We start from the raw sequence: 19,044 nt of genomic DNA, 5'->3' as shown, positions 1-19,044 counted from the left end.
CCTCCGGATCCCGTGCTCACGCGACCGGGACGCGGTCCTCCTGCGGGACGGGCCGGGCGCGGGACGCCCCGGTGCGGGCGTGCGTGGCGTAGAGGGTGAGCCCCACGAAGGTCAGCCCGCCCACGAGGTTGCCGAGCACGGTGGGGATCTCGTTCCACACGAGGTAGTCCATGACGGAGAAGTCGCCGCCGAGGATGAGACCGGAGGGGAACAGGAACATGTTGACGATCGAGTGCTCGAAGCCCATGTAGAAGAACAGCAGGATGGGCATCCACATGGCGATCACCTTGCCGGAGACGCTCGTGGACATCATGGCGGCGACCACCCCGGTGGAGACCATCCAGTTGCACAGCACGGCCCGGACGAACAGCGTGAGCATCCCGGCGGCGCCGTACTCCGCGTAGCCGACGGTGCGGCCCTCGCCGATCGAGCCGATGGCCTGGCCCACCTCGTCGGGCGGGGTGGAGAAGCCGTAGGTGAAGATGATGGCCATCATCACGGCCACGGTGAACGCGCCGGCGAAGTTGCCCGTGAACACCAGACCCCAGTTGCGCAGCATCGAGCGGACCGTGACGCCGGGGCGCTTGTCGATGAGCGCGAGCGGCACCAGGGTGAACACGCCGGTCAGGAGGTCGAAGCCGAGCAGGTACAGCAGGCAGAAGCCGACCGGGAAGAGCAGGGCCCCGACCACCGCCTGGCCCGTCTGCACGGTGACCGTGACGGCGAACGCCGCGGCGAGGGCGAGGATCGCGCCGGCCATGAACGCCCTGATCAGGGTGTCACGGGTGGACATGAAGACCTTCGCCTCTCCGGCGTCGATCATCTTGGTGACGAAGTCTGCGGGCAGCACGTAGGACATGGCATGGCTCCGTTGTTCGACGGACGGGAGGACACCGGGGCCCGCGCCGCACGTGCCCGGGTCCCGGTGCGTCCGAGTCTGGCCGGACGATGTTTCCGCACCGTGTCGCCGGCCGGGGTCCCGGATCAATTCGGTCTCACGGGATCGCGGCCCGTGCGTGAGGCGGGGCCCGGATCCGCCGCTCGTCAGCCCTTGCGGGAAGCGAGCACCGTCTCGTAGAGCTCCCGCTTGCCCACGCCCGTGCGGGCGGCGACCTGGCCGGTGGCGTCCTTGAGCCGGGTCCCACCGGCCACGAGCGCCTCGACCTCGGCCACGAGGTCCTCGGGCCGGGCGGCCTCGGGGGCGGGGGCACCGGCGACGACGACGGCGATCTCCCCGCGCACCTGACCCTGCCCGCACCAGTCGACGAGCTCGGCGAGCGAGCCCCGCACGACCTCCTCGTGCAGCTTGGTGAGCTCCCGGGCGACGACCGCCCGGCGGCCGGCCCCGAAGGCGTCCCGCAGCGCGGTGAGCATGACCTCGAGCCGGTGCGGCGCCTCGTAGAAGACCATGGTGCGCCGCTCGCCGTCGAGCTCGGCCAGCCGGCCGGCGCGCTCCGAGGACTTCCGCGGCAGGAAGCCCTCGAACGTGAACCGGTCCGTGGGCAGGCCGGACACGGCCAGGGCCATGAGCACCGCCGAGGGGCCGGGGATCGCGGTGACGGTCAGGCCCTCGGCGGCCGCGGCCTCCGCGAGCCGGTAGCCGGGGTCGGAGACGGTGGGCATCCCGGCGTCGGAGAGGACCAGCACGGTGCTCCCGGCGCGGACGGCGTCGAGCAGCTCGGCGACCCGTCCGGCCTCGTTGTGCTCGTGGTGGGTGAGCACCCGACCGCGCGTGGTGACGCCGAGGCCGGCCGTGAGCCGGCGCAGTCGCCGGGTGTCCTCGACGGCGAGCACGTCCGCGGTCTCGAGGGCCGCCCGCAGCCGGGGCGGCGCGTCGCCGAGGTTGCCGATCGGGGTGCCTGCGAGGACCACCTGCCCGGGACCGGCGGGGCCGCTGCCGGAGTCGTCGCCGCCGACAGCATTGCCGGAGCCGTTGCCGACGTCGCTGCCGGAGTGACCGCCGGAGCCGCCGGAGCCGTTGCCGGGGTCGCTGTCGGAGCCGGCGGGAGCGTCGGCGGGGGCGTCGTCGTGAGGTTCCGTGTGCACGGCTCCACTGTACGGCGCGCTCCGCGGGGCGCCTCCGGGGGTCCGCGGGCGGTGGGACGCGTCCCCTACGATGACACCGTGAGTTCCTCGGTGCGCGCCCCAGTCCTGGCCCCGGAGCCTCGGCCCGCGGCACCGGTGGGCACGCTGCGCGGGTCCCTGGCCCCCGCCGCGCTGCGGGAGCGGCTGCTGCCGGCCCCCTCCGCGGTGGCCCGGTTCGCGTGGCTGGCCCCGCTGCTGGTGGTCCTGCTCGGCGGGCTGCTGCGCTTCTACCGGCTCTCCCACCCGGACGCGATCGTCTTCGACGAGACCTACTACGTGAAGGACTCCTACTCCCTGCTGCTGCACGGCTACGAGCGGCAGTGGCCGGAGGGCGCGGACGAGCAGTTCGTGGCCGGCACCCCGCCCGAGGCCCTGGACTCCCCCTCCTACGTGGTCCACCCGCCGGCCGGGAAGTGGCTCATCGCCTTCGGCATGTGGCTGTTCGGCGCCGAGGACCCCGTGGGGTGGCGCTTCTCGGCGGCGCTGATCGGCACGCTCTCCATCGCGCTGGTGTGCGCCGCGGGGTGGCTGCTCTTCCGCTCGGTCACGGTCGCCACGCTGGCGGGGCTGTTCACCGCGGTGGACGGGCTGCACCTGGTGCAGTCCCGGCTCGCGATGCTGGACGTCTTCCTGATGTTCTTCGTGCTGCTCGCGTTCGTGCTGCTCCTGCTGGACCGGGAGCACGGGCGCCGCCGCCTGGTCGCCCGGCTGGGCGTGCCCCCCGGCAGCGGTGTCCCGGACGCGGAGCTGCGGCGGCGCCTGGAGTGGGGGCCGTGGCTGGGCGTGCGGTGGTGGCGGATCGCGGCGGGCGTGGCTTGCGGGCTCGCGGTCGGGGTGAAGTGGAGCGCCCTGTTCCTGGTGGCGGCGCTGGGCGTGCTCACGGTGCTGTGGGACCTCAACGCCCGCCGGGTGGCCGGGGTGCAGCGCTGGCCGGCCGCCGGGGTGCTCAAGGACGGTGTGCCCGCGTTCTTCGCGGTCGTCGGGACGGGCCTGGTGGTCTACGTGTCCACCTGGGCGGGCTGGTTCGCCTCCTCGGACGCCTACGACCGCACCTGGGCGCAGCAGCACCCGGGCGAGGGCCCCCAGTGGCTCCCCCCGCCCCTGCGCTCGCTGTGGGCCTACCACTCCTCCGCCTACGGCTTCCACAGCGGGCTGGGCACCGACCACTCCTACGAGGCGCTGCCGTGGCTGTGGCTCACCCTGGGCCGGCCCACCTCCTACTTCTACGAGGACCCGGAGCGGGGCACCGCCGGGTGCGCGGTGGAGCACTGCTCGCAGGCGATCCTCAACATCGGCAACCCGCTGCTGTGGTGGACGGCGATCGCCGCCGTGCTCGTGGCCGCGTGGCTGTGGGCGGTGCGGCGGGACTGGCGCTTCGGGGCGCTGACCGGCGTGTTCGCTGCCGGGTACCTGCCCTGGTTCCTGTTCCCCGAGCGCACCATGTACTACTTCTACGCGCTGCCCGTGCAGCCGGTCCTGATGCTCGTGCTCGCCGGCACGCTCGGCCTGGTCCTGGGCCGGCCCGGGGACACCGTGCGGCGTCGGCGCGCGGGACTCGCGGTGGTCGGCGTGTTCACGGCCGCGGTGCTGCTGCTGAGCGCGCACTTCGCGCCGATCTGGTACGCGGAGACCGTCGAGTACGCCCAGTGGCGGGAGCGGATGTGGTTCGACGCCTGGATCTGAACCGGCGATACGGGCCGGGTCCCCCGCGGACGGCACCCGGACCCGCTCAGTGGCCGGGCCGGCGTCTCGTGACCGTCCCGCGCCCGTCCGGAGCCCGGCGCCCGGACCGGCTCAGCGGCCGGCCAGCCGCCGCTTGAGCTCCTGCCGCCGGCGCACCCGGTCGAGGGCCCGGTGCCGGCGGAAGGCGGTGGGCCAGGTGGCGGCCATGATTGCGAGCGCCCCCAGGAGGGCGAGCCCGGCCACCGCGATCGCCGCGTCCATCCAGAACTGGGTCGGATACAGCCGGATGAGCGTGTCCGAGGCGCGGAAGGTCCAGGACCCGTCGGCGAAGAAGAGGGAGTGGAACAGCGCGAAGAACTGCTGCCAGCCGAGCACCGCGGCAACCGCCAGCACGACCAGCAGCACCACGGTCAGCCACGAGCCGAAGAACAGGGCTCCGGAGGCGGCCCCGGGGGCCTTCGCCCGCAGGTACAGGCACGAGACGATGCCGAGCAGCGCCAGGACGGCGACCGCGGCGAGGGCGCCCTGGAGCACGATCTTCACATCGGTCATGTGGGCGACCTCGGAGCCGAGGAACAGCTGGGCGCCGTCCGCGTCCTGCAGCCCGCCGAGGAACGCGGGCGGGGCCCAGTTCATGACGTAGTCCAGTCCGTAGGACCCGAAGGTCATCCGCTCCTCGGTGGAGAAGCCGTAGGAGTCCGCCGGGAAGCCGGGGCGGTGGTACTCCGCCCACAGGAACAGGGGCGTGGCCACCACGCGCACCGCCGCGGCGAGCAGGGCGAGCGGGAGCACGAGCACGAGGAAGACCTGCTGCAGCTTCGGCAGCCGCGGTTCGTCCGCCAGGGCGTCCCGGCGCAGCGCGGCCCGGCGGCGGGCCTCCTCGTCCGGGTCGTCGTCCCCCGCGGCCTCGGCGGCCCCGACGGCGCGGGAGCCCCCGCCCGTGCGGCCGGGTGCGCGGCGCTGCCCGGCGCCGCGGTGGTCCCCGGACGCGCCGCGGCGGGCGTCGTCGTGCCCGTCGTGCTGCTCGTCCTCGGGCGCGGTGTCCGCGGGGACGACGGCGGGGAGCAGGCCCGTCCACACGGGCTCTTCGTGCCGGTCCTCGTCGGCGGGCGGATCGGCCTGCTGCCAGGGGGCCTTGTCGTTGCTGGGGGTGGCCACGGGCGGTCCTTCGGTCGGTGGGGTTCGGTGGCGGGGCGGGCGGGACCGCTCCGGCCGGTCCCGATCCTACCCACGACCGGCACGGCGTCCTCCCACGCCAGGCGCACCGGGGTCTCAGCGGCGGGCCGTCACCAGTTGCCCTTCCACTGCTCGTCCGCGTAGTGCTCGAGCGGGATGTTCCAGTCGCCGTACCCGTCGTCGGGGTCGGCCTGCGGATAGCCGGTGCCCACGACCTCCACGACGTCCCCGGGGCGGAACACGTCGTGGATGAACTTCGCGCCCTCGGGCGGCATGCCCACGCACCCGTGGGAGACGTTGGCGACCCCGAGGACGGGCATCGCCGACGGCAGCGCCTGGTGCACGAACTCGCCGCTGGCCGTCAGCCGGGACACGTTGGAGGCCCAGAAGGTGTCATACCAGTGCGGGTCCCCCGGCTGCAGGTCCAGGGAGGAGGCCTTGAACAGGTACTGCGGGGCCTGCTCCATGATCACCTTCTGCCCCGTGGTGGAGGGCCAGTCCTCGTTGCCGAGGGTCACCGGGAACGTCCCCGCGACCTCGCCGTCCACCCAGGCGGTCAGCGTCTTGGTCTCGTTGTCGACGCGGGCGTAGTGCTCGGCGCCGGTCGAGAAGCTCCGGCGCAGGTCGTGGTTGCCGACCATCCCGTGGCCCACGTCGAGCCCGAGCAGGTCGAGGGAGACCGTGATCTGCGCGTGCGGTGCCCACTTCTCGGCGGGCCGGTAGCGGACCATCGTGTCCGAGTACCAGCGGAAGGCGCCCGCCCGGTCGCCGCCGCCCTCGACGGTGACGGCCTGCTCGACCCGCTCCTTGTGCACCACGGGCTCGGAGAAGGTGAACTCCAGGACCTGCCCGGTGCCGTAGGTCCCGCCGTCGGCCACGTTGAGGCGGGCGTCCACCTCGTGGGCGGCGAGCACGGTCGTGAACGTGCTGCTGCCCGTCGTCGTGGCCGCGGCCCCGGACGCGGCGCTCCAGTGCAGCGCGTACCGGGTGTCGAAGTCCAGGACCTCGGTGCTGGTCCAGGTGCGCCCGTCGGCGGAGAGCTCCCCCGGGACGGGCTCGCCGCCCGCGGCGGGGACGAGGACGACGTCGGTCAGCTCGCCCCGGTCGGCGCGCACGACGACCGGTTCCACGGGATTGTGCTCGACCGCGGCGTCCGCGGGGGCGACGGTGACCTCGGCCGGGGCGACCGTGGCCGGTGGGCTCGTGGACGACGGCACGGACGACGCCGCGGACGAGGCGGTGGCGGCCGGTCCTTCCGCGGCAGCCCCCGAGGCCTGTGCGCAGCCGGTGGCGAGCAGGACCGTCACCGCACCCAGCGCGAGCAGGCGCCGGGGAGCCGGCGACTGTCGCGGAGCAGGCAGCACGGGATCCGGGGAAGAGGGCAGGGGCATGGGGAACGGCACCTCGGGCGTCAGGGGGGGGTGGGGGGAACGCTGGGGGAACTGCTTCCACGATAGGTCCCCGGACCGTGCCCGGCCGCACCCGGACCCCGCGGATCACGAATGTTAACTCCTTCGTGACCCGCGGCGTTGCGCCCCGGTCCTCAGCGGCCGGGGGTGAGGCAGGCGATGCCGCCGGTGATCGGGTAGACCGGGTGCACGCCGTCGCGGAACGGGCGGTCGCTCATCAGCCGGTCGGCGTCCACGGGGATCAGCGTCCCGCCCGTGAGGGGGCACCGCAGGATCTCGACGAGACCTGGGGCCAGGGCGACCGCCGGGGGCGCCGGTGCCGGTCCGGGAGCGGGCAGCTCCCAGGGCGCCGGACGGAGGCCGCCCCGTGCCTCGGGGAGCCGGGCGGGCCCGGTCTCGTGGTGGGGCTCGGCGCGGAGATCGTGCGTCGGCTGCGTCGTTGCAGGGACAGTCATGGGGGGACTCCTGGTGCTCCGGGGGGAAGAGCGTCCCGCACCGGACAGGCGCGGTCTGCGGCTCATCCTAGGGCCGGAGCAGGCACCTGGTCCGCAACCGGGCGGGGACGCGCGGTGCCGGCCCGGGCGGAATCCCGGCGCAGTTCCGGCTTGCGGCCGGGCGAGGGCGCGCGGTGCCGGCCCGGGCGGAATCCCGGCGCAGTTCAGGCCTGCGGCCGGGCGAGGGCGCGCGGTGCCGGCCCGGGCGGAATCCCGGATCGGTCCAGGCCGGCGGCCGGGCGAGGACGCGCGGTGCCGGGCCGGGCGGAGGCCCGTCGCGGTTCAGGCCTGCGGCCGGGCAGAGCCTCCGCGGGCGGCGGGCCGGCGAAGGTGCGCTCGTTGCAGGGCAGTGGGCATCGGGACGTCGTGCCACACCACGTCGGGGCCCGGCGCCGCGGCCGGACCGGACGCAGCGGCCGCGGCGGTGGTCCGGGGGCTCCCGGGCGCGGGCGCCGGGGTCGCCCGCGGGCCGCTCTCCGGGCCGGCCGCCCGGGACCGCTCGGGCGCAGGCTCAGGGGTCGCCGCCGGACCCCTCTCCGGATTCCTCGCCCCGAGCCCGTCAGGACGCGCCGAGCGCAGGTCAGCGGGCCGTGAGGCCGAGGAGCGCGACGAGGAGGAGCGGGGCAGGGAGACGTCGCGCAGCACCGTCCGCGGACGGTCGCGCACGGGCGCGGCCGGCTCGTCCTCCCGGACGGCCTCGGCCACCGCACCGATGTCCTCGCGCCGGGCCCGGGCCTCCGGCAGCTCCAGGCGGACGACGCGCCAGCCCCGCGGCACCGTGAGCCGATCCGCGTGCACGGCGCACAGGTCGTAGGCGTGGGGTTCGGCGTGCCCGGCGAGCGGACCGACCACGGCGGTCGAGTCCGAGTACACGTAGGTGAGGGTCATGACCGCGTCCCGCGTGCAGGTCTGGCGGGAGCAGAGGCGGGTGGCGCTGCAGGAGGAGGTCATGGCCCGAAACTACCTCAGCGGGCGAGGCGGCGCAGGCGGCGGCGCTCGCGCTCGGAGAGCCCGCCCCAGATGCCGAACTTCTCGTCCTTGCTCATCGCGTAGTCGAGGCACTCGGCCTGCACGGGGCAGGCCTCGCACACGCGCTTGGCGTCACGCGTGGATCCGCCCTTCTCGGGGAAGAAGGCCTCCGGGTCGGTCTGGGCGCACAGCGCGTCGGTCTGCCACGCCAGCTCCCCCTCGTCCTCCTCGACGGCGTACAGCCCGGCCACGGAGCTCCAGTCGGAGCCCTCGTCGGCGGCGGGCGCCTCGAGCAGGTCGAGGGCGGGTGCCGCTCCCCCGCCCGAGAGGTCCTGAACGGCCTCGTGGGCCTTGAGGTACGCGGTGGCCTGGTCCTCGAGGCTGCCGCCCACCCGGCGGACGTGCCGCTCGGCGGCGCGGGGGTCCACGGGGTCCACGAACCAGTCCTCGGGCACCGAGCGCATGCTCCGGCGACGGGCGCCGAGGGGGGTGGTGTCCACGACCTGCTGGCGTGCGGCCTCTCCCATGACTTTCCTTCCATCCGACACGATTGCCCGGGTCCGGCAGACTTCGGGGGGCGCCGGCCCGTGCATCCCGGAGAACGTATCCTTGCTGATCGTCTGCCGGACTTCCCAATTACACGTGTGTAACTACTGTGGCGTCAACCCTCCTCGGGAAGGCGCCCTTAAGACCCTAACCGCGATGAATGCCGTTGGGAGTAGACGTTTTTCCACGTCACGGCGCGATTTCGGGAACTCGCCGGGGACCGTGAAGAATACGTTCCCACGCATATGCTCGGCTGCCGTGACCGGTGGCGGGCACCCACGAGGAGGAACCATGGCCACCCCGATCCCCGACTCTGTCCCCCGTTTGATGGACAACCTGCGGAGCAGCAGCCGCCCCGCCCTCATCTGGTACGGCCGGGACGGCGAGCGCGTGGAACTCTCCGGGCGGGTGCTCGACAACTGGGCGGCCAAGACCGCCAACCTGTGGGTGGACGAGCTGGACCTCGAGGCGGGCGACGTCGTGGCCCTCGGCGAGGAGGTGCACTGGCGCAGCCTCGCGGTCGCCCTGGGCACGTGGTGCATGGGGGCGGCCGTACGGACGGTCGATCCGCTCGGCGGCGCGGCGGAGCCCGGCGACCGGGCCGTGGTGGGGCTCGTCGACGCGCAGGGGGCGACACCGCCGCTGCTGGACCGGGTGCCCTCCGGTGCGCGGGCGGTGGTCCTGGACCGGCCGGCGCTCTCGCTCGGCTACCGCGGCGAGCTGCCGGGCGGGGACGTCCTGGACTACTGCGCCGAGATCCGCTCCCACGCGGACGTCTACGCCGGCTTCGAGGAGCCGGCCCCGGAGGGCGACGCCCTCCGGGCGGCGGGGACCGACGGATTCCTGGCCCACGGTCGCCTGCTGCCGGCGGCGGGCGAACTCCGGTCCGGACGGGAGGACGCGTGGGGCACGGCCGCCGCGGTGCACGTGCCGGGACGGCGGATGGACGCCGCGTTCCTGCTGGGGGTGCTGGCCGTGCTGGCCGGGGGCCGCGCCGCAGTCGTCACGGACCGGCCGGAGGACGCCGCCGAAGACGCCTGGCGGTCCGTGCTGGCGGCCGAGAACGCCGTGGGCTTCTGAGCGGGGAGCCTCAGCGGCCCTCGGCCGGACCCGCGCCCTCGTGGGCGTCCGGTCCGGGGCCCGCCGTGCTCTCCGTCCGGGGCTGGTCGTGGGCCAGGGGCTGGTCCTGGGTCCGGAGGCGGTCGTGGGTCCGGGGCTGCTCCTGGGTCCGCGGGTGGTCGTGCGCCCGCCGCTGCCCGTGCTCCCGGTCGGAGCGCTCGGCGCCCTCGCCCGTCTGACGCCCCGTGATGAGGGCGATCTCGAGCGCCGCGGTGTCCGCGAAGTTCGGGTCCTCGTCGAGCTCCTCGGTGAAGACCCAGAAGCGGTAGGCGAAGTAGCGGAAGACCGTGCCGAGGACGGTGCCGATGATCGTGCCGGAGACGAAGGACGCGTAGGCGCTGGTGAGGCCCAGGACGTAGTAGCTGAAGCCGAGGCAGCCGAGCTCGATGGCCATGCCGATGCCGTTGGCCACGAGGAACTGGATCAGTTCGCGGCGCTTGTCCGACTGGCGCTTGTGCCGGAAGGTCCACAGCCGGTTGGCGACCCAGGCGAAGACGATGGCCACGGCCGTCGCCACGAACTTGGCCTTGAGGTGGCCGTCCTGGAAGACCGTGTGCATCAGGATCCAGGTGAGCGACGCGTTGATGACGAACGCGAGCGCGCCCACGACACCGAACTTCATGAGTTCCTTGACGAAGAGGTGCCACAGGGCATCGAAACGGTCGACGAGACGGTTCACGCGGCTTCAGGTCTCCCAGGTGGTGAGTCGGTGGGCGCCGGCCGGCGCAGCGGTCGACGAGCACGGGAGAGCGCCCGCGGCGGACCTCGGCACATCTTACCCCTCCCTTCCCCGGGGCCACCGGAAAGCTGCAGCACGGTCCGCCGGGAGGGCCCGGGAGACCGGGATACCCTGGTCGGGTGAATTCTTCTGTGACCGTCCCTGTCGTCGGCGTCGTCGGAGGCGGGCAGCTCGCCCGCATGATGGCGCCCTCCGCCACAGCCCTGGGGCTCGAGCTGCGCGTGCTCGCCGAGGGCCCCGACGTCTCGGCGGTCGCCGCCGTGCCCACCGCGCCCGTGGGCGACTACACCGACCTCGAGGTGCTGCGCCGGTTCGCCCGGGGCGTCGACGTCCTGACGTTCGACCACGAGCACGTGCCCACCGAGCACCTGCGGACCCTGCTCGCCGAGGGCGTCGACGTGCGCCCGGGCCCGGACGCCCTGGTGCACGCCCAGGACAAGCTGTGGATGCGCGCGGCCGTGGAGCGCCTCGGGCTGCCGAACCCGCAGTGGGCGGCGGTCGCCGACGTCGAGGAGCTGATCGCCTTCGGCGAGCGCACCGGCTGGCCCGTGGTGCTCAAGACGCCGCGCGGCGGCTACGACGGCAAGGGCGTGATGATCCTCGGCACGGCCGAGGACGCCCGCGGCGCCGAGCCGGCGCAGTGGTTCGCGCGCACCGACGGCCCCCTGCTGGCCGAGGAGAAGGTCGGCTTCTCCCGCGAGCTGTCCGCGCTCGTGGCCCGCACCCCCTCCGGCGAGGTGCGGGCGTGGCCGGTGGTGGAGTCGATCCAGGTGGACGGCGTCTGCGACGAGGTGCTCGCGCCCGCCCCGCAGCTGCTGCCCGAGGTCGCGTCCGCGGCCGCCGACGCCGCCCGGACGCTGGCCACGGAGCTGGGGGTGACCGGGGTGATGGCCGTGGAGCTCTTCGAGACCCCTGGCCGCGGCCCCGGCTTCCTGGTCAACGAGCTGGCCATGCGCCCGCACAACTCCGGGCACTGGACCATGGACGGGTCCGTGACGAGCCAGTTCGAGCAGCACCTGCGCGCCGTGCTGGACCTCCCGCTCGGGGACACCGCGCTGATCGGCGGGTCCGCGGTGATGAAGAACTACCTGGGCGGGGCGAACCAGGACCTCTTCGGCGCCTACCGGGCCGCGATGAGCGCGGAGCCCCGCGCGAAGATCCACAACTACGGCAAGGCCGTGCGGCCCGGACGCAAGATCGGCCACGTCAACGTCACCGGCGCCGCGGACGAGATCCCGGAGCTGCGCCGGCGGGCGTCCCGGGCCGCGGCCGTGCTGCGCGACGGGCAGGCCTGACCAGCGTGCCTCCCACGGCCCGTCCAGCCGGGACGGATAGCGTAGCCCCAGACCGGACCGCGACGGCGGCCCCGGCACGCCGAGCAGCCCAGGAGCACCAGTGAACGAGAAGCAGCAGCCCGCCGTGGGCGTCGTGATGGGCTCGGACTCCGACTGGCCCGTGATGGAGGCCGCCGCCACCGCGCTCGAGGAGTTCGGGATCCCGTACGAGGCCGACGTCGTCTCCGCCCACCGGATGCCCACCGAGATGATCGAGTACGGCCGGCAGGCCCACGAGCGGGGGCTGCGGGTGATCATCGCCGGGGCCGGCGGCGCCGCCCACCTGCCGGGGATGCTCGCCGCGGTGACTCCCCTGCCGGTGATCGGCGTCCCCGTCCCCCTGAAGACCCTCGACGGCATGGACTCGCTGCTGTCGATCGTGCAGATGCCCGCCGGCGTGCCGGTGGCCACGGTCTCCATCGGCGGGGCCCGCAACGCCGGGCTGCTGGCCGCCCGGATCCTCGCCGCCGGCACGGACCCGCAGGCCGAGGCGCTGCGCGGACAGCTCCTGCGCTTCGCCGCCGAGCTGCGGCAGACCGCCCACGACAAGGGCGCCGCCCTGCGCACCCGCCTCGGCGGCTGACCGGCCGCCCCGCACCTGCCCTGCCCGCCCTTCCCCGCCGGAGCTGCCCGTGAACGGCCACACCCCCCGCGCTGAGCACGATCCCCGTCCGCCGCACGACCCGTCCGCCGAGGACTCCCGCCCCCGGGACCTCCCGCCGGACGCCGTGACGGCCGTGCGGGGCGTCGACGACGGCGCGGCGAGCCCGCCCCGGCTCACGGACCCGCTGCGCCACCCCCAGCACGCCGGGGACGGCACCCGGGCCCGGCGCGCCTGGACGCTGCTGCTGTCCACGCTCGTGGTCCCCGGCAGCGCCCAGCTCGTCGCGGGCCGGCGGGCCACGGGGCGTGCCGCGCTCAAGGTCGACGTGGTCGTCTGGGCCGCGGCCGCCCTCGCGCTCCTCAGCCTGCTCCTGTGGCGGACCCCGCTCGTGTGGTTCCTGACGAACTCGTTCACGTCGCTGCTCGTGATCGCCGGGCTGGTGGCCCTCGCGCTCGGGTGGGCGTTCCTCTTCTTCGACACGTTCCGGCTCATCCGCCCCGGTCTGCTGGTGCGGCGGACCCGCCGGGCGGTGGCCGCGGCCACCGTGGCGCTGATGCTGCTCACCTCCGGCGGGCTGGCCTACTCCGCCTACCTGCTGTCCGTGACGCGCGGGGCGGTCTCGGACGTCTTCGGCGGCGGGCTGCCCTTCCGTCCCTCGGACGGGCGGTACAACATCCTGCTCATGGGCACCGACTCCGGGGAGGACCGCTCGGGCCGCCGCCCCGACTCGATGACGGTGCTCAGCGTGGACGCGGACTCCGGACGGACCGTGACGATCTCCCTGCCCCGCAACCTGCAGAACACCCCGTTCCCCGAGGACTCGCCGCTGGCGGACGTCTACCCCGAAGGCTTCGACTGCGGCGACGCGTGCATCCTCAACGCCCTCTACACCGACGTCGTCAACAACCACGCCGAGCTCTACCCCGACGCCGCGGACCCCGGCGCCGAGGCCATGAAGGACGCCGCGGAGGGCATCCTCGGCATCGAGGTCCAGGCCTACGCGATCGTCGAGATGAACGGCTTCGAGCAGCTCGTGGACGCCCTGGGTGGGATCACCATCGACGTCGGCGGGCGCGTGCCCATCGGCGGCGGCACCGACCTGGTCACGGGCCTGCCCAACGAGATCTTCGGGTACATCGAGCCGGGGGTCCAGCACCTGGACGGCTACGAAGCGCTCTGGTACGCCCGGTCCCGCGAGGGCGCCACGGACTACGACCGCCAGGCGCGCCAGCGCTGCGTGCAGGCCGCCATGCTCAAGCAGCTGAACCCGGTCAACGTGCTGACGCGCTTCGAGGACCTCGCTGAGTCGGGGACGCAGGTCGTCGAGACCGACATCCCGCAGAGCCAGATCGGCTCCTTCGTGGACGTGGCGCTCAAGGCCAAGGAGCACGAGCTCGTGCAGTTCGCCGCCGGCCCGCCCTACTACGACCCGTCCTTCCCCACCTACCCCGACTACGACCGGCTGCACGAGGACGTGGACCGGGTGCTCGAGGAGGCCACGGACCGCGGCGCGCGGGACGCGGAGGCCCTGCCCGCAGGCACGCCGGTGGGCCCCGGGATCGCGATGACCGTTCCCGTCCCGGCGGCGCAACCCCTCGTGACAACGCAGGAACTCACCCCCAACGGCACCTGCTCCGTGCCCTGACCGGGCCGTCCCGCAGGGCGGCGGCGGCGCCCGGACGCCCCGGTACAGTGGGGGCGTGGCGAACATACTGCAGTCGAACGCATGGGCCATCTTCCAGCGGAACCTGGGGCACAAGGTCTTCCAGGCCTCCGGGGACGGATGGCGCTACCTCGCCGTCCTCGAGGGCGGCCGGACCGGCCGCTACCTCTACTGCCCGTACGGCCCCGAGGCGCAGACCCCGCAGGCCTTCGAGGCCGCGCTCGAGGACCTCACCCGCACCGCACGCGCCGAGCGGTGCTGGTTCGTGCGGGTGGAGCCCGTGGACGCCGCGGTGACGGACGGGCTCGAGACGCCGGAGGCCTCCCTGCGCCGGCGCGGACTGCGCCCGGCGCCCCGGCAGGTCCAGCCCGGGCACACCCAGGTCATCGACCTCACCCAGGACGAGGACGCGATCCTCAAGGACATGAAGTCCACCAACCGCAACCTGCACCGCAACATCGCCAAGAAGGGCGTGACCTTCACGACCTCGACCGACCCGGAGGACGTCGACGTGCTACTGGGCTTCCTCGAGGCCACCGCCGAGCGCAAGGACTTCGCCCGCCAGCAGGACGCCTATCTGCGCGAGGCGGCCCGCAGCCTCATGCCCGTGGGCGCGGCGGCCCTGTACGTGGCCCGGCTGGACGGGGAGCCCATCGGCGCCTCCCTCGTCTATGACTCCGACGACACCCGCACCTACGCCCACGCCGCGATGGACTTCGAGCACCGCAGGCTCTCGGCGGGGATCCCGCTGGTCGTGCGGATGGTCCTCGACGCCAAGCAGAAGGGCCTGAGCCGGTTCGACCTCTTCGGCACCGCGCCCGAGGACGCCGGCCCGGAGCACGCGTGGCACGGCTTCACGAAGTTCAAGAAGTCCTTCGGCGGCCGCCCGGAGTCCTACCCCGGGACCTGGGACCTGCCCGTGAGCCGGGGCGGGTACGCCGCGTACACCGGGGTGCGCGCCGCCCGGGAGGCCGCGCTCGCGGCCCGCAAGAGCCTTCCCGGTCTGCCGGACCGGCTGCGGCAGGCCGTCGCCGGCGTGCGCCGCCGGGAGGGCTGAGCGCTCCCCCGACGGGTCGGGCAGGCGCCGGATCCACCGGCACCGGACGGATCAGCGCCGCACAGTCCGGAGCGGTGCGGCACGACTCGGTGCGGCCCGGTCCCGAGCCGCAGAGCTCGGCACCGCACGGAGCGGTCCTGCGCCCGTGTGCCCTCAGCGCCCCGCGGCGTCGCGCAGGGCGGACATCCCCTCCGTGACCACCCGGCGGGTGAGGTCCCGGGCCCGCCGGGCCCGTCCCCTGGCCGGGCGCCCCGCGTCGTCGTCGGCCTCGGGCTCGTCGTCGGGCTCGCCGTGCTCGGGCGACCACGCGGGAACGGACTCGCCCAGGCCCAGCTCCGCGGCGACCGCCGTGCCCGTGGCCGCTGCCGCGGCGTCGGCACGGTCCTGCGAGAACTCCCCGGCCGGCCCGCGCCCCAGGGGCATCTCCCACGGTCCCAGCACCGGCCGTTCCGCCCCGGCCAGCTCGCGGACCACGAGCGGCACCTCCGTCTCGTCCGGGTCGCCGCCGTCGAGCCGCTGGACGCGTCGCTTCTGCAGCTCCACGATCCCGGTCAGCAGCAGGGCGTCGTCCACGCCGAGGTCCCGGCCCCGGCGGGTGAAGCCGAGCCGGTAGATCATCGCCAGGCCGCGGGTGTGCACGAACCACAGGTAGCCCAGCGCCGCCTCGCGGCCGTCCTCGGCGGCCTCGGTGGCCACGAGCAGCAGCGAGTCATCGCCCAGGTCCTCGAGCAGCTGGGTGATGAGCCGGGTCCGGAGCCCGATGTTCGCCAGGACCCGGCTGCCGGCCGTCACCTCGCGCACCGTCACGCCCGGGGTGCGCAGCGCCGCGCGGCACCGGTCCAGGGTGGCCTCCGAGAGCCGCCGCGAGAGGTCCCGCTCGGTCTCCCCCAGCAGCACCTCCAGCCGCCGCGGCTCCTCCGGGCCGGGTCCCGCGGCGGGACGCGCGAACCCGGCGGCCTCCAGCGCCTCCCGGGTGCCGGGGCCGCGGAGGGTGTCGGCCTGGAAGCGCAGCAGCACCGCCGAGTGCTCCTCCCGCGCCCAGTCGGCGAGCGCGGCGGCGACCACGGGCAGGTCCTCGGGCCGGTGGACGTGGCAGTGCACGGTCCCGGCGACCACCCGTTCGGCCTCGGAGCGCAGGTAGAGCTGGGCGTAGCCCACGGTGCGCTGCTCGGCGTCGTGGACCATGACCCGGTCGACCCGCAGGGCCGGGCCCTCGGCGGAGATCTGTGCCTCGCCGATGCCCCACAGCTGCTGCGGGTGCCCGCCGGTCACCCGGACGGTGGCGTCCCAGGTCTTGCGGTTGGGGCAGGGGCTGACCGTGGTGCTCACGTGGGGATCCTCCTCGTCACCCGGGCGCTCCGCCCCGGCTGGGGGACCGCGGTCGGCGCCCGCAGTTCGGGCTCCAGTCTAGAGCCGGGAGGGGGCGCGGCAGGCGCCGGACACGGTGTGACAGGGGACGGGAGGACCCCCGCACCGGTGGACGGTGCGGGGGTCTTGGGCCGCGGCCGCGGGCCGCGTCCGGCGGGCTCGGCGCCGGGCTCAGTGCCGGGCGTACTTCTCCCACTTGGAGGCGAGGTGCTCCGCCTCGACCATGCGCACGGTCCCGGAGCGGGAGCGCATCACGATGGACTGGGTGGTGATCTGGCGGCCGCGGTAGCGCACGCCCCGCAGCAGGTCGCCGTCGGTGATGCCCGTCGCGGCGAAGAAGCAGTTGTCCGAGGTGACGAGGTCGTCGGTGCTCATCACGGCGTCGAGGTCCAGGCCGGCGTCGAGCGCCTTCTGCTTCTCGTCGTCGTCCGTGGGCGCCAGCCGGCCCTGGATGATGCCGCCCGTGGCCTTGATGGCACACGCCGTGACGATGCCCTCCGGGGTGCCGCCGATGCCCATCATGACGTCCACGCCGGTGCCCTCGCGGCAGGCCGCGATCGCTCCGGCCACGTCCCCGTCGAGGATCATCCGGGTGCGGGCGCCGGTGGCCCGGATCTCGTCGACGAGCTTTTGGTGGCGCGGCCGGTCCAGCACGCACACGGTGAGCTGGTTGATGTTGATGCCCTTGGCCCTGGCCACGAGGTGCAGGTTCTGCTTGACGGGCAGGCGGAGGTCCACGAAGTCGGCGGCCTCCGGGCCCACCACGAGCTTGTCCATGTAGAAGACGGCTGAGGGGTCGAACATCGATCCGCCGTCGGCCACCGCGATGACGGCCAGGGCGTTGTTCATGCCGAGCGCGGTGAGGCGGGTGCCGTCGATGGGGTCCACGGCGACGTCGGAGGACGGCCCGGTGCCGTCGCCCACCTGCTCGCCGTTGAACAGCATCGGGGCCTCGTCCTTCTCGCCCTCGCCGATGACCACGGTGCCGTTGAAGTGCACGGTGGAGAGCAGGGACCGCATGGCGTCGACCGCGGCCCCGTCGGCGGCGAGCTTGTCGCCGGCGCCGACCCACTGGCCGCCGGCGATCGCCGCCGCCTCGGTGGTCCGCACCAGCTCCATCGCCAGGTTGCGGTCGGCCACGTTGTTGGTGCGCGCGGGGATCGTTCCGGTGGTTTCTTCGGCCACGTTGTTCCTCACCTTCGAGTTCACGTTCTGCGGGACCCCCGGGCCGGGCTCGGCCGCGGGGGCGGTCCACGTCCCGCCCAGCATATCGCCCGCTCCCCTGCGGACCGCGATCCGCCTCACATTCACGGCCGGGTGGTTGCCGGCGGGACCGGGAGCTTCCCGGCGGGACGGACAGGGCGCGGCGGACAGGGCAGCGTGGACAGGGCACAATGGACGGGTGAGTTCCTCGACCCCCGACCGTCCCTCCGAGACCCCTGCGGCGGAGCAGGCCGCGCCCGGGCACCCCGCGTCCCCCGGCACCGCGCCCGGCGCCGGGGCCCCGGAGCAGCCGCTGCCGCAGATCACGGAGAAGCAGGCCCGGCGGCTCAACGCCCCCGTGCAGGGGATGATCATCTCGATGGCCGTCCTGCTCCTGCTGGTCCTGCCCTTCGTGTGGCTCCAGCCCCGCCCCGACGCCCAGCCGTACCGTCCGGACGTCGACGTGGCGCAGGAGGCGGACTACGTCGCGGACGAGGCGCCCTTCACCCCGGTCGTGCCGGAGCCCGGCGAGGGCTGGACCGCCAACTACGCCCGGTGGAACGGCGGCGCCGCCGAGGGCGTGCCCTTCTGGGAGATCGGCTGGGCCACCCCGCAGGGCAGCTTCATCGGTCTCGTGCAGACGTCCCTGGCCAACCCCACGTGGCTGGCCCAGCAGACCGAGGCCGTCCCCGCCACCGCGGAGGTCGAGGCCGGGGGCGTGCCGTGGGACGTGCACGTCCGGGAGGAGTCCCGGAACCAGGACGCCCTGACCGTGTACACGGGAGAGGTCAACGGCTCCACCGTGGTGCTCAGGGGCGACGCGCCCGGCGCCGAGCTGGACCGGCTGGCCGCCGCCGTCGCCGAGGACCTCACCGATGCCCCTGCCCCGCGAACCACGGAGACGCCATGAACCCGGACAGCCGCCCCGAAGACACCTCGCCCCGCACCCCGGCCGCCGCCTGGCAGCGCCTGCGCGAGGGCAACGCCCGCTTCGTCGCGGGCGAGTCCATGCACCCCAACCAGGACGCCTCCCGCCGGCAGTCCGTGGCGGGCGGGCAGAACCCGTTCGCCGTGATCTTCGGCTGCTCGGACTCGCGGCTGGCCGCGGAGATCATTTTCGACCTCGGACTGGGTGACGCGTTCGTGGTGCGCACCGCCGGGCAGGTCATCGACGACGCCGTGCTCGGCTCCATCGAGTACTCCGTGGCGAACCTCGGCACGCCGCTGATCATGGTGCTCGGCCACGACTCCTGCGGGGCCGTGACCGCCGCGCACGACGTCGCCGGCTCCGGGCAGATGCCCCGCGGCTTCCAGCGGGACCTCATCGAGCGGATCATGCCGTCCGTGCTGGAGACCCAGCGCGCCGGCCGGCAGGACGTCAACTCGGCCGTCGTGGAGCACACCAAGCAGACGGCGTCGCGGCTCATGGAGCAGTCCCGGGTGATCGCGGACGCGGTCTCCAACGGGGACGTCGCCGTGGTCGGCGTCTTCTACCACCTGGAGGACGGCGAGGCGGAGCTCGTGCACGGGCACGGCACCTGGCTCCCGGCCCGCTGAACCGGGCCGCCCGGCCGACGGCCGTCACGGCGGGCCGG

General features: G+C 74.3%; 18 protein-coding genes. 8 read left to right on the top strand and 10 right to left on the bottom strand.

Going from position 1 to position 19,044, the window contains the following annotated elements:
• Positions 1-16: 16 nt before the first annotated feature.
• Together RCG67_RS11205 and rsmI are read right to left on the bottom strand one after the other, a co-directional pair.
• Entirely contained in the window at positions 17-859 is an 843-nt protein-coding gene (locus RCG67_RS11205) for a formate/nitrite transporter family protein (RefSeq protein WP_368826266.1), read from the bottom strand.
• A 185-nt stretch (positions 860-1,044) separates the two neighbouring features.
• A complete protein-coding gene (gene rsmI / locus RCG67_RS11200; RefSeq protein ID WP_368826265.1) occupies positions 1,045-2,046 on the bottom strand; it encodes a 16S rRNA (cytidine(1402)-2'-O)-methyltransferase in 1,002 nt (333 codons plus the stop codon).
• Positions 2,047-2,124: 78 nt separating this feature from the next.
• On the opposite strand from rsmI, the gene RCG67_RS11195 reads away from it, so the two are divergent.
• Entirely contained in the window at positions 2,125-3,768 is a 1,644-nt protein-coding gene (locus RCG67_RS11195) for a dolichyl-phosphate-mannose--protein mannosyltransferase (RefSeq protein WP_368826263.1), read from the top strand.
• Between the two features lie 111 nt (positions 3,769-3,879).
• Here RCG67_RS11195 and RCG67_RS11190 read toward each other — a convergent pair whose 3' ends face one another.
• The 5 genes from RCG67_RS11190 to RCG67_RS11170 form a co-directional block, all read right to left on the bottom strand.
• Entirely contained in the window at positions 3,880-4,926 is a 1,047-nt protein-coding gene (locus tag RCG67_RS11190; protein WP_368826261.1) for a TIGR01906 family membrane protein, read from the bottom strand.
• A 128-nt stretch (positions 4,927-5,054) separates the two neighbouring features.
• On the bottom strand, positions 5,055-6,335 hold the full coding sequence (locus tag RCG67_RS11185; RefSeq protein WP_368826259.1) for a L,D-transpeptidase: 1,281 nt from the start codon (positions 6,333-6,335) through the stop codon (positions 5,055-5,057).
• A gap of 152 nt (positions 6,336-6,487) precedes the next feature.
• A complete protein-coding gene (locus RCG67_RS11180) occupies positions 6,488-6,808 on the bottom strand; it encodes a hypothetical protein (protein ID WP_368826257.1) in 321 nt (106 codons plus the stop codon).
• Between the two features lie 321 nt (positions 6,809-7,129).
• Entirely contained in the window at positions 7,130-7,798 is a 669-nt protein-coding gene (locus RCG67_RS11175) for a DUF3499 family protein (RefSeq protein ID WP_368826255.1), read from the bottom strand.
• Between the two features lie 14 nt (positions 7,799-7,812).
• Positions 7,813-8,343, bottom strand: coding sequence for a WhiB family transcriptional regulator (locus RCG67_RS11170; protein ID WP_368826254.1), 531 nt, complete (start codon positions 8,341-8,343; stop codon positions 7,813-7,815).
• Between the two features lie 310 nt (positions 8,344-8,653).
• Between RCG67_RS11170 and RCG67_RS11165 the strand changes: the two genes are divergently transcribed.
• Positions 8,654-9,442 (top strand): TIGR03089 family protein, encoded by a 789-nt coding sequence (locus RCG67_RS11165; protein WP_368826253.1) that lies wholly within the window; start codon positions 8,654-8,656, stop codon positions 9,440-9,442.
• 10 nt (positions 9,443-9,452) lie between these two features.
• Here RCG67_RS11165 and RCG67_RS11160 read toward each other — a convergent pair whose 3' ends face one another.
• Positions 9,453-10,160, bottom strand: coding sequence for a GtrA family protein (locus tag RCG67_RS11160; protein WP_368826251.1), 708 nt, complete (start codon positions 10,158-10,160; stop codon positions 9,453-9,455).
• Between the two features lie 239 nt (positions 10,161-10,399).
• Here RCG67_RS11160 and RCG67_RS11155 point away from each other — a divergent pair, with 239 nt between their 5' ends.
• The 4 genes from RCG67_RS11155 to RCG67_RS11140 all read left to right on the top strand — a co-directional run bounded on the left by RCG67_RS11155 (position 10,400) and on the right by RCG67_RS11140 (position 14,878).
• Positions 10,400-11,515 (top strand): 5-(carboxyamino)imidazole ribonucleotide synthase, encoded by a 1,116-nt coding sequence (locus tag RCG67_RS11155; protein ID WP_438612663.1) that lies wholly within the window; start codon positions 10,400-10,402, stop codon positions 11,513-11,515.
• Positions 11,516-11,651: 136 nt separating this feature from the next.
• The gene (purE, locus tag RCG67_RS11150) at positions 11,652-12,137 is read left to right on the top strand and encodes a 5-(carboxyamino)imidazole ribonucleotide mutase (RefSeq protein ID WP_058874478.1); all 486 of its coding nucleotides are present in this window, start codon (positions 11,652-11,654) and stop codon (positions 12,135-12,137) included.
• A 49-nt stretch (positions 12,138-12,186) separates the two neighbouring features.
• Entirely contained in the window at positions 12,187-13,803 is a 1,617-nt protein-coding gene (locus RCG67_RS11145) for an LCP family protein (protein WP_368826250.1), read from the top strand.
• A 55-nt stretch (positions 13,804-13,858) separates the two neighbouring features.
• On the top strand, positions 13,859-14,878 hold the full coding sequence (locus tag RCG67_RS11140; protein WP_368826248.1) for a lipid II:glycine glycyltransferase FemX: 1,020 nt from the start codon (positions 13,859-13,861) through the stop codon (positions 14,876-14,878).
• Between the two features lie 153 nt (positions 14,879-15,031).
• Here RCG67_RS11140 and RCG67_RS11135 read toward each other — a convergent pair whose 3' ends face one another.
• Both RCG67_RS11135 and glpX read right to left on the bottom strand, forming a co-directional pair.
• Complete coding sequence (locus RCG67_RS11135; protein WP_368826247.1) at positions 15,032-16,207, bottom strand: hypothetical protein; 1,176 nt, start codon at positions 16,205-16,207, stop codon at positions 15,032-15,034.
• Positions 16,208-16,417: 210 nt separating this feature from the next.
• Positions 16,418-17,365 (bottom strand): class II fructose-bisphosphatase, encoded by a 948-nt coding sequence (gene glpX, locus RCG67_RS11130; RefSeq protein WP_368826322.1) that lies wholly within the window; start codon positions 17,363-17,365, stop codon positions 16,418-16,420.
• Positions 17,366-17,648: 283 nt separating this feature from the next.
• Here glpX and RCG67_RS11125 point away from each other — a divergent pair, with 283 nt between their 5' ends.
• Both RCG67_RS11125 and RCG67_RS11120 read left to right on the top strand, forming a co-directional pair.
• Positions 17,649-18,359, top strand: coding sequence for a DUF4245 domain-containing protein (locus tag RCG67_RS11125; RefSeq protein ID WP_368826246.1), 711 nt, complete (start codon positions 17,649-17,651; stop codon positions 18,357-18,359).
• On the top strand, positions 18,356-19,006 hold the full coding sequence (locus tag RCG67_RS11120; protein ID WP_368826244.1) for a carbonic anhydrase: 651 nt from the start codon (positions 18,356-18,358) through the stop codon (positions 19,004-19,006). The genes RCG67_RS11125 and RCG67_RS11120 overlap by 4 nt, the downstream gene beginning before the upstream one ends.
• Positions 19,007-19,044 lie beyond the last annotated feature (38 nt).

The organism is Kocuria cellulosilytica (assembly GCF_040981245.1).
GTDB lineage: Bacteria > Actinomycetota > Actinomycetes > Actinomycetales > Micrococcaceae > Kocuria > Kocuria cellulosilytica.
Note: the sequence above shows the minus strand (reverse complement) of the source record. Positions and strands in the feature narration are given on the sequence as shown.

What these genes read in the sequence shown, in the direction of transcription:
- RCG67_RS11205 (WP_368826266.1), bottom strand. Translation starts at nt 859, where the DNA reads ATGTCCTACGTGCTGCCCGCAGACTTCGTCACCAAGATGATCGACGCC.
- RCG67_RS11120 (WP_368826244.1), top strand. Translation starts at nt 18,356, where the DNA reads ATGAACCCGGACAGCCGCCCCGAAGACACCTCGCCCCGCACCCCGGCC.
- RCG67_RS11185 (WP_368826259.1), bottom strand. Translation starts at nt 6,335, where the DNA reads ATGCCCCTGCCCTCTTCCCCGGATCCCGTGCTGCCTGCTCCGCGACAG.
- RCG67_RS11175 (WP_368826255.1), bottom strand. Translation starts at nt 7,798, where the DNA reads ATGACCTCCTCCTGCAGCGCCACCCGCCTCTGCTCCCGCCAGACCTGC.
- RCG67_RS11180 (WP_368826257.1), bottom strand. Translation starts at nt 6,808, where the DNA reads ATGACTGTCCCTGCAACGACGCAGCCGACGCACGATCTCCGCGCCGAG.
- RCG67_RS11170 (WP_368826254.1), bottom strand. Translation starts at nt 8,343, where the DNA reads ATGGGAGAGGCCGCACGCCAGCAGGTCGTGGACACCACCCCCCTCGGC.
- purE (WP_058874478.1), top strand. Translation starts at nt 11,652, where the DNA reads ATGGGCTCGGACTCCGACTGGCCCGTGATGGAGGCCGCCGCCACCGCG.
- RCG67_RS11165 (WP_368826253.1), top strand. Translation starts at nt 8,654, where the DNA reads ATGGCCACCCCGATCCCCGACTCTGTCCCCCGTTTGATGGACAACCTG.
- glpX (WP_368826322.1), bottom strand. Translation starts at nt 17,365, where the DNA reads ATGGAGCTGGTGCGGACCACCGAGGCGGCGGCGATCGCCGGCGGCCAG.
- RCG67_RS11155 (WP_438612663.1), top strand. Translation starts at nt 10,400, where the DNA reads ATGATGGCGCCCTCCGCCACAGCCCTGGGGCTCGAGCTGCGCGTGCTC.